The organism is Coleofasciculus sp. C1-SOL-03, assembly GCF_040220555.1.
Classification (GTDB): domain Bacteria; phylum Cyanobacteriota; class Cyanobacteriia; order Cyanobacteriales; family Coleofasciculaceae; genus Coleofasciculus.
Genome location: NZ_JAVJUO010000037.1, coordinates 1 through 9183, shown reverse-complemented (window position 1 = coordinate 9183; position 9183 = coordinate 1). Strand labels below are relative to the sequence as shown.

Sequence of the window (9183 nt, the reverse complement as noted above, 5' to 3'; positions counted from 1 at the left end):
ACTGAGAACTTTTATAGAAGACCAATCAACTTTCTTCAGCGCCTGACCCAACCGAGATTTTATTTCGGCGTGGGTATGCTTCTGACGCTTTTTAAACTCTTGAATACGTTGATAAATATCTTCTCCAACTACCTGGGAGTCACTGAATACGACGCCGTTTTTGTAGTTGGAATCCATCCCCACTACCTGACCTGATGTTTTCCAGGCAGGTCGATCTTTCTCAAATATAAAATCAATCCACAATCGCCCTTTCTTCAATCCCATGCGGAGCGTTTTAGATAGCTGCCATCCCTGAGCTAACCGTTGATTGATTACTGAGGTGGACTTGAGCGGGATAACTAACTTGGGCGCCCCCGAGCCGATCAGTTTGACGCACCAATCAAAGCCCTTCTTTTTAAAAAGTATAGCAAATAAAGTCAAAGTTTTATAGAATTAGTTATCATGCACCAATAACGCCACCGGAAAATCACGGAGAACATCGCGCACCCACAGCGCACCATCCGCCTGAATTTCCTGTCCCGTCATCACATCCCGCCACACAGACGACGCACTCGAGGGTAAAGAAATCCGGGTTTCTTGCCAAACTTGTTCACCCATGGGATATTCGTCTGGCTTCACTAAACCCGTTAACAACCGAGGGACAATCACCATCACGGTTGTATGATCCCAGGCTCGGGCAAACGTAACCACATGATCCTTCAAACTACCAATAACGCTCAGTTTCTGGTAATCTCCCCGTTGGAATAACTCTAAATACTCGCGCCGGGTTTTTAAGGCTTGATAGATGACGAATAACTTAATTCGACCGTCTTCTGGACTCTGACACAAGTCCTGAACTAAACCCAGCTTATCCGTTTCGTAGCGCTGCTTTAAGTCTTGAACTAACGCCAGCCGCCGTTCAAAATCTACCGGACGACGATTATCGGGATCAACTAAACTTAAATCCCACAGTTCCGTTCCCTGGTAAAAATCAGGAACACCCGGAGAGGTCAATTTCAACAAGGCTTGGGAGAGACTATTAAAAATGCCGTAATGTTGGACTTTGCGTTGAAAGGGTAGGAACGCTTCTAAAAAAGGATTGTCAGGGATATCTTTGAGTAAGCGTTCCGCAAACCGAATAAACCCTTCTTCATAGTTAGTATCGGGTTTCAACCAAGCGGTATGAACTTTAGCTTCTCGGATTGCCTTGATAATATAGTCTTTGATCCGCTGCACATACGTAGGAAAATCCGCTTCATCAAAGGGGAAGGTTCCTAGCAAGGTTTGGTAAAGAAAATATTCGTCATTGGGATCAGGAATATCTAACCCATCAATACAATCCTTATGCACCGCATTGATTTCCTGCCATTTCCTTAACATACTATCCCACTCGCCGGGGATTTCTGAGATAACATTAATTCTTGCTCTCACATCTTCACCCCGCTTGGTATCGTGGGTTGCTGTTGTATTGATTGTATGGGGCCAATAAGCGATGCGGTGTTGGTTAAACTCATGAAAGTCATCTAAGGAAACGCCAAATTCACCCGGATTCCCGCCCACTTCATTAAGAGAGATGAGACGATTATAAATATAGAACGCCGTATCTTCTACCCCCTTGGCTGTCAGCGGTCCGGTAAACTGTTGTAGCCGCATGACAAAATAACGCCATTGTTCGGCTTCTTCTGGATTGAGTGACTCATCAACTTCCAGTAATAAAAACTTCTCAATAAACGTCAGTTCGTTAAAGAAAATTGGCGTATTTTCTTTGGCTTTGCTAATCACAGACTCAATACAATCTCGATCCGCTTTACTCAAGCCTTCTGGACTTGCGTAAGTTCGGTATACGGGAAACAGCGCCATAATTTCGACCAAAGCGGCTTTCAGGGCATAAATCGTAAAGTCACTGGCGTATCGGTATCGACCAGAAATTCGTTTGAGTAAATTGGCTAAGTTATCGATATCTCCAGTCAAATGCTTGGCGATAATCAATCGCTTTTTCTCTTCTATGATGGCTTGATAGGATATGGAATTCCCGATAAAGCGATAGTAAACGCTGTCAAACTTCGGCTGAGTCTGCTGATGGCAGAAAATACCATTGACTTTGTTCAAGAAATCATACCCACTCGTCCCTTGCACGGGCCAGGTTAGGGGCAAATCTTCATGCTCTTCTAAGATTTTCTCAACCACAATATACGCATCCGAAGCATGGTCTCGTAAGCGATTCAAATATTGAGCCGGATCATAAAGTCCATCGATATGATCGATTCTGATGCCGCTAAATTTCTGTTCCTCAATCAGCTTTAATATCAACCCATGATTGTGATTAAACACCCGCTCATCTTCGATGCGAACAGAAATCAAATCATTGACGGTGAAAAATCGCCGATAATTCAGTTCTTCATTCCCCACCTTCCAGTACGCAAGGCGGAAAAACTGCTCAGCCAATAATTTCTCTAATAAGTCAAAGCTTTCGGGTTTTCCGGGTTCCCCATTAAAGATTTGAATATTTTCGTCGATGAACTCTCTAATTTCTACACTATCATTCCAGAGTTCCCACAACATTCTCTTGATAAAGCCAATCTGATCATAGCGTTCCGTTCCTTCTTCGCCAGAGGGAATGTATTTTAACGCATAGAGAGCGCCCAGAAACTTGACAAAATCGGGATGATTCCTGCCTAATATCCGCCGGATGCGTGCCAAATCATAGGTTAAGACATTGGAGTAGGATTCGATGCGAATGGGAAACTGTAGGTCATAGTAATTAATCGTAAAACCGTCTTGGTTATACTGAAGTTTGAGTTCACCACTTTCTAAGCAATCGCCACAAAATTTCCCTAAAAATGGCGCTAAGACTCGCTCCCGAATGCCCTCATAATGATGTTCCCAGTTAATATCAAAGTAGTCTTTATATTGAGAGTCGGGACCATTCTCCAAGACTTCAACCAGCATGGGGTTTTGACTATCAAACGCCATGTGATTCGGCACAATATCTTGAAGCCATCCTAACCCTTGCTGTTGTGCCTCCTCAACCAGAGACTCAAACTCCTCCAAGCCGCCGAGTTCTGGGTTTATTTGATTGGGATCAACCACATCGTAGCCATGGGTGCTACCGGCTCTGGCTTTAAATATAGGAGATGCATAAAAGTCAGAAACTCCTAATTCTGCCAAGTAGGAAATAATCGCTTTTGCTGACTCAAAGGTAAACTCAGGATTAAATTGAATTCTATAGGTGGCGACGGGAATCCGCATCATAAGCTTTTCAAGGGGTTAAAGAACTGACAGAGCGTTGGCTCTGGGACTAGATTTAAAAATTGCTTGTTAACTAAAGATGTCAAACCGTAGGATAGTGGCGTTGAACGTAATGCTTAAATCATAGCTTAACATTAGTTAATTATACAGGGATTAGCTCTGAGCAATACCAAGAGTACCGGACAGGAAGGCTCCAAGGCAGATGATTTCCAGGAAAACGTACCTCAAGGGAGAAAGGGGGGTGACAAAAGCGAATTTGATATCAGCCACCAAGATTGACAAATCAAGCAATACATGCATTATCTCTAGGCAACACCTTATTTGTTGATAATGGTATGATTTCGACTGGGCTTACATCCCCTTTTGGGTGGATTACGCCTCTCCCTGACGACTGAACCGAGGCTAGTGTCACTGACAATATAAGGCAAAACTCAGAGGAGCAAGGGTTAAGGATTGTCCAGCTTGTAGCTGTTGGGAGAGTTGAGATCCCTCACCCATCCATTCCTTATCCGCCGAGTCAATCACTTTTGAGAAGTTCCCTGGGGGAATCTGAGGCGAAACCGTTACTGCATCCTTAGCAAAGTTGATCAAGCCGAGGACTTGGCTATCTCCAGCCGTGCGATGGATAACGATAATCTTTTCTGGGGACAAGCTCGATACATTGAGATTCTGCCGATCTAGTGTAGCCAAAGCTGGGGTTTCTTTTCGTAGCTGAATTAACCGTTTGTACCAACGCCGCAATACGGCATATTTGTCTTGGTCTATCTTCTCCCACTGTAGTTTTGACTGCTCAAAGACTTTTGTGCCTTGGGGATCAGGTGCATTGTCCCAACCAAATGCCTTAAACTCTTCCGCCCTCCCGGTACGCACACCTTCAATTAAATCGGGATCACTGTGACTAACAAAATACTGAAACGGCGCCTCTTCGCCATATTCTTCGCCCATAAATAGCATTGGGATATAGGGAGAAAGCAATACCGCCGCCGCCGCTACCTTCAACCCCGGAAAGTCTACCAACGTGGATAAGCGATCGCCAATCAGTCGATTGCCAATTTGATCGTGGTTCTGGATACAAACAACAAACTGTTCCGCTGGACGATCCGCTGCTGAATTCCCATGGTTGCGTTTGCGGAAGCTAGAATATTGTCCACTATAGATATAGCCTTCGCGCAGAGCGACTGCCAACTGCTCAATTTTGCCAAAATCTTCGTAATATCCCGATAGTTCGCCCGTTAACAGGGTATGCAAGATGTGATGAAAGTCATCGCACCATTGAGCATCATGACCAAATCCCCCGTCTTCCCTGGGTTTAATCACGCGCACGTCATTGAGATCACTTTCGGCGATGACGTATCGTTGCACTGGCGTGGTGCGATTAAAATTAGCGACAGCATCCCCTAATTCTTGCAAAAAGGGTTGAGCGCTCATATCGTAAATCGCGTGAACCGCATCAACTCGCAGGGCGTCAATGTGGTACTTATCTAACCAGTACAAGGCATTCTGGATAAAGAAATTCCGCACATCATTACTATAAGCGCCATCAAAGTTAACCGCATTGCCCCAAGGGGTACGGTATTGATCCGTAAAGTAGGGACCATACGCCCACAAATAGTTGCCTTCGGGTCCTAAATGGTTATACACCACATCTAAAATGACCGCGATCCCCGCCTGGTGACAAGCATCCACAAGTTTTTTCAACCCCGCAGGTCCCCCATAGGACTCTTGCACACCATAGACATACACCCCGTCATATCCCCAGTTGCGGCTTCCGGGAAACTGCGCCACGGGCATAATTTCAATCGCGGTTATGCCTAAATCCTGAAGGTAACTCAAGCGAGGAATAATCGATTCAAAGGTTCCCTCTGGGGTAAAAGTACCGACGTGGAGTTCGTAAATAATTAGGTCTTTGAGGGGAATTCCTTGCCAAGACTCATCCGTCCAGTCAAAGTGGTGATCCACCACCTGAGAGGAACCATGGACTCCCTCAGGTTGGTAATGGGAGGCGGGATCAGGTCGTTCTAGTGATCCATCAAGTTGGTAAACATAGAGGGTTCCGGGGTCAGCGTTTACCGTTTCCTGCCAATATCCCGATTCATCCTGTTGTAGGGGAATCACTTGATCGTGGGGAGAGACGATGTGAACCGCGACGCTGTCCCGAAATGGCGCCCAAACTCGGAATTCACATTGACCGTTACCCAGGTAGTTGCTGCCAATTTTCATATCACCCCTCTGTAAATGCATGGTCTGAGAAACTTGTCAAGGTTTTAGCCGTGCGATCGCCTGACTCGGAATCAGCCAACGGGCGACCCATCCGTACCTGATCAGATTACCCCACAGGTCATAACTTTTGACTCTAACATCTGGCGTAATTTTACAGGAGGTTGGACTTTTATTACTTGCTCTGGCAGATCTTTTCGACTCCCTTCAACCAGACAAGTAAGCAAAACGGAGATAAAAAAGACAAGCCGGATGGACAATGCCCACCCTTTTAATTCGACCAGATTGTTGTAACAACTGTTACACGCTTTTGTAACAATTAGATCTCTCCTCAGAGAGAGGCTAATCCTCTATCAAGCAAGACAGGATGAATCCAGAGTGTTGATTGCTTGATCACTCTCTCTGGGCAAAATTACGTCATAAATCAATAGACGCCCAGCTTCAGATTTCCAAGCAAAGGGATACAACGTTTTTGTCCCGTTGATTGTAAGTTAATAACCAAGAGGTACAAGTTTAGGATGGTTTTACTAACCGATCCCGAATTAAGCAACCAAGTGAAATCTCAACTGCTTTGGGATGACCGGGTGCGGGCATCTGACATTAACGTAACTGTTGATAATGGCACAGCCGTCTTGACTGGCGTAGTACCCAGCTACCGTGCCAAAGTCGCCGCCGCAGAAGATGCTTGGACGGTGCCAGGAGTTATTAAGGTTAATAACCAACTGCGGGTGCAGTATCCTACTACCGTAACTGTCCCAGCGGATAGCGAAATTGCTGCCAATATCAAAACTGTGATAATGTTGGAGCCAAACATCGACTCCAGCAAAATTAATGTCAGTGTTGCTGGAGGAGTCGTCACTCTCGGCGGAACTGTCGATAATTACTGGAAGAAAATCCAGGCGGAAGAGGATGCCTACGGCATTACCGGGGTCATCGATGTGATCAACGAATTGGGTGTTGTACCGACAGAGAAATTAAGTGACGAAGTAATCGCCAGAAACATTGAAGCCGCTTTAGAACGCAATTTCAATGTCAATGTTGATAATGTGACGGTACAAGTTAGCAATGGCGTCGTCACCCTCAGTGGTACGGTTGCCAATTGGGCGGCATGGCGAGCCGCCTACAACACTGCTGCTTATACCAGTGGTGTAATTAATGTCGTCGATCAACTCTCTATCCGTTACGCCTAAAAGGGTGAACTCGACTGGATTCTCTACGACCTCAAGACGTGGGGGATGGGGTAAAAGAAGGCGACTATAGAAAAGACGCCTGGGAGTCTTGCCGTGTTTCGACCCCAAGCGCCTTTTCCTTTTCCTCACACACACAACCTAAGTATACTCAATTTGTGGGAATTGTCCAGTCCCAAATCGGGGAGATGTTATTGGTGTTGAACTTTACTCAGGGAGTAACCAAAAACTCTATTGTTTATTCGTTGGCTCGCGTGGAGAACGCTCAATCCTTACCCTATCTCCTCATTGATGGGCTTTTGTGTTTCTTTCCGATTTTCCCCACACCCCACACCCTATACCCCACACCCCATACCCCACACCCCATACCCCACACCCCATACCCTGCCTACCTTTAACTTAGCTTGTCACCCCTTCAGATTGGCAACACCCCCTATAATACCTCTAGTTAGGCTGAATTAGCGTTTGGGTTGAGCTATAACCCAATGTATTGGTTTGTCTATATCAAGATCAAGGATTGTATACGAGGAAACTTATGCTGATCAGAAGTTATCGCTCCATTCTGGCGTTGATGCTGGCGTTGGTGACCACCTGTCTCGTAAGCTGCGGTAGTCCTGCGGCAACTGCACCGCCCCCAGCTTACACGAGTCAGCAGGTTGAGCAGATTCAGCGCACGGTGTCTAACCTCTCGGAACTGCGCGAAAAAATGCCCGTTCTGAAAACGAAAATTGACGACCGTGACTGGGTTGATGTCAGCACTTATATTCATGGTCCATTAGGTAGCCTGCGGCGAACCATGAGTTATCTGACGCGCCAATTGGTTCCCCAAGACCAAAAGGCAGCCAGTGAAGCGGCAGACGACTTGTTTGAACATTTGCAGCAAATCAACACTGCTGCTGAAAACCGCAACTATCAACTTGCGGTCAACAATTATCAAGAGGCATTAATCGACTTTGATCGGTTCTTAAAGCTGATTCCGGATGCCAGTAATGTAGCTGGAGTTGCCTGAATGACTCATGTTGCCATCATTGGGTGTGGAATTGTTGGGGCTGCGATCGCATACCAACTGAGTGGCGTTTCGGGGCTACAGGTGACTGTGCTAGATCGCCAACCGCCCGCCCAAGGGTCAACTGGGGCAGCATTGGGTGTCTTGATGGGTGTAATTAGTCAAAAAGTTAAGGGAAGAACATGGCAGTTGCGCCAAGCCAGTATGCAGCGCTATGAAACCCTGATTCCGGAATTGGAAACCTTGACTGGGCATCACATTCCCTTTAACCGTCAAGGCATCTTGATGCTGGCGTTTGAGAACGATGATTTAGCCCGTTGGCAGAATTTAGTCAAAATTCGCCAATCTCAAGGATGGCAACTGGAAATTTGGAATACTGATCAGGTTCAATCCCACTGTCCTCAGCTTAATCTGGAGAATAGTATCGGTGCGATTTATTCTCCCAATGACCGACAAGTTGAACCTACCGCCCTCACTCACGCCCTAGTTGCTGCTGCCCAACAAAGGGGCGTAACCTTTAAGTTTGGCGTTGGTGTGGAAGGAGTAGAATCCATGCCTGTTAATGGGTTCAACTTGCGGAAGACAGCGCAAATACACACACACAGGGAAACCTTGGCAGTAGATTGGCTGGTGATTGCGGCTGGACTAGGTTCGGCGCAATTGGTCAATTTTCTGCTACCCCCACTTGATCACTCGTCTTCGATTAAGCTGAAACCCGTTCTCGGTCAAGCGTTACAATTACGCCTAGCGAATACAATCGGCAAGCCAGATTTCCAGCCTGTGATTACTGGAGATGATGTGCATATTGTGCCAATCGGTGGCGGTGAGTATTGGGTGGGGGCAACGGTTGAGTTCCCTCATGGCGCTGAAGTGGTAGCAGAACCTGCGTTACTCGAACAAGTGAAACAAGATGCGATCGCCTTTTGTCCCGCTTTAGCCCAAGCCACAGTGGTTCGTACTTGGTTAGGGAAACGTCCTCGTCCAGACGGACAGCCTGCTCCGGTTATTGGTAAACTATCAGGCTATGATAATGTCTTGCTGGCAACGGGTCACTATCGCAACGGTGTTCTCCTCGCCCCAGCTACCGCCCAAGAGATTCAACGGATCATCTGTGCCGCCTAGGATATAGTGCAGCACTTGATTTATTTAAGATGACGGTGAAGACGAAGTGTACCAACCAGAGCAAATTCAAGAGTTATTTGGAAAGCAAGTTCTCGATTATCTAAAAAACAAAAACAAAGGGGGAATAGTCAACGAAAAAGGTAATACTTATGAGAATTTTTTTGCCGTATATAAAATATCGGTTTTGTCCAAAGATGTATTAGAAAATGAGAAAGAAATATTCTTTGCCAGTCAAATCATGGCATTTGTTGATGACTTAATTATTAACGACATCCAGGAAAATATTTAGGGCTTGCTGCACAAGTCGGAAACCCTTATATTTCAAGGCTTTGAGGCAGTTGTTCTGCGGCTGTTGTGCAAGAAAATAAGACAGGATTTGTAAAAAACCTAGCACCTAGCGTGAGAAAGATACTCCTAGGACAA

At 46.0% G+C, this 9183-nt stretch carries 6 protein-coding genes and 1 pseudogene; 4 read left to right on the top strand and 3 right to left on the bottom strand.

Annotated elements, in window-relative coordinates:
• The 3 genes and pseudogenes from RIE73_RS05900 to treZ all read right to left on the bottom strand — a co-directional run.
• Window positions 1–420 (bottom strand): annotated as a pseudogene (locus tag RIE73_RS05900) (zinc ribbon domain-containing protein); the annotation flags it as partial.
• 12 nt (window positions 421–432) lie between these two features.
• Complete coding sequence (gene treY / locus RIE73_RS05895; protein WP_446400312.1) at window positions 433–3228, bottom strand: malto-oligosyltrehalose synthase; 2796 nt, start codon at window positions 3226–3228, stop codon at window positions 433–435.
• Between the two features lie 408 nt (window positions 3229–3636).
• A complete protein-coding gene (gene treZ / locus RIE73_RS05890) occupies window positions 3637–5448 on the bottom strand; it encodes a malto-oligosyltrehalose trehalohydrolase (protein WP_446400311.1) in 1812 nt (603 codons plus the stop codon).
• A 515-nt stretch (window positions 5449–5963) separates the two neighbouring features.
• Between treZ and RIE73_RS05885 the strand changes: the two genes are divergently transcribed.
• From RIE73_RS05885 to RIE73_RS05870, 4 genes are all read left to right on the top strand, one after another.
• Entirely contained in the window at window positions 5964–6635 is a 672-nt protein-coding gene (locus RIE73_RS05885; RefSeq protein WP_446400310.1) for a BON domain-containing protein, read from the top strand.
• 532 nt (window positions 6636–7167) lie between these two features.
• The gene (psbQ, locus tag RIE73_RS05880) at window positions 7168–7641 is read left to right on the top strand and encodes a photosystem II protein PsbQ (RefSeq protein ID WP_446400309.1); all 474 of its coding nucleotides are present in this window, start codon (window positions 7168–7170) and stop codon (window positions 7639–7641) included.
• Window positions 7642–8760, top strand: a complete 1119-nt coding sequence (locus RIE73_RS05875) for an NAD(P)/FAD-dependent oxidoreductase (protein WP_446400308.1) — start codon at window positions 7642–7644, stop codon at window positions 8758–8760.
• 46 nt (window positions 8761–8806) lie between these two features.
• Window positions 8807–9049 (top strand): hypothetical protein, encoded by a 243-nt coding sequence (locus RIE73_RS05870; RefSeq protein WP_446400307.1) that lies wholly within the window; start codon window positions 8807–8809, stop codon window positions 9047–9049.
• Window positions 9050–9183: the final 134 nt, after the last annotated feature.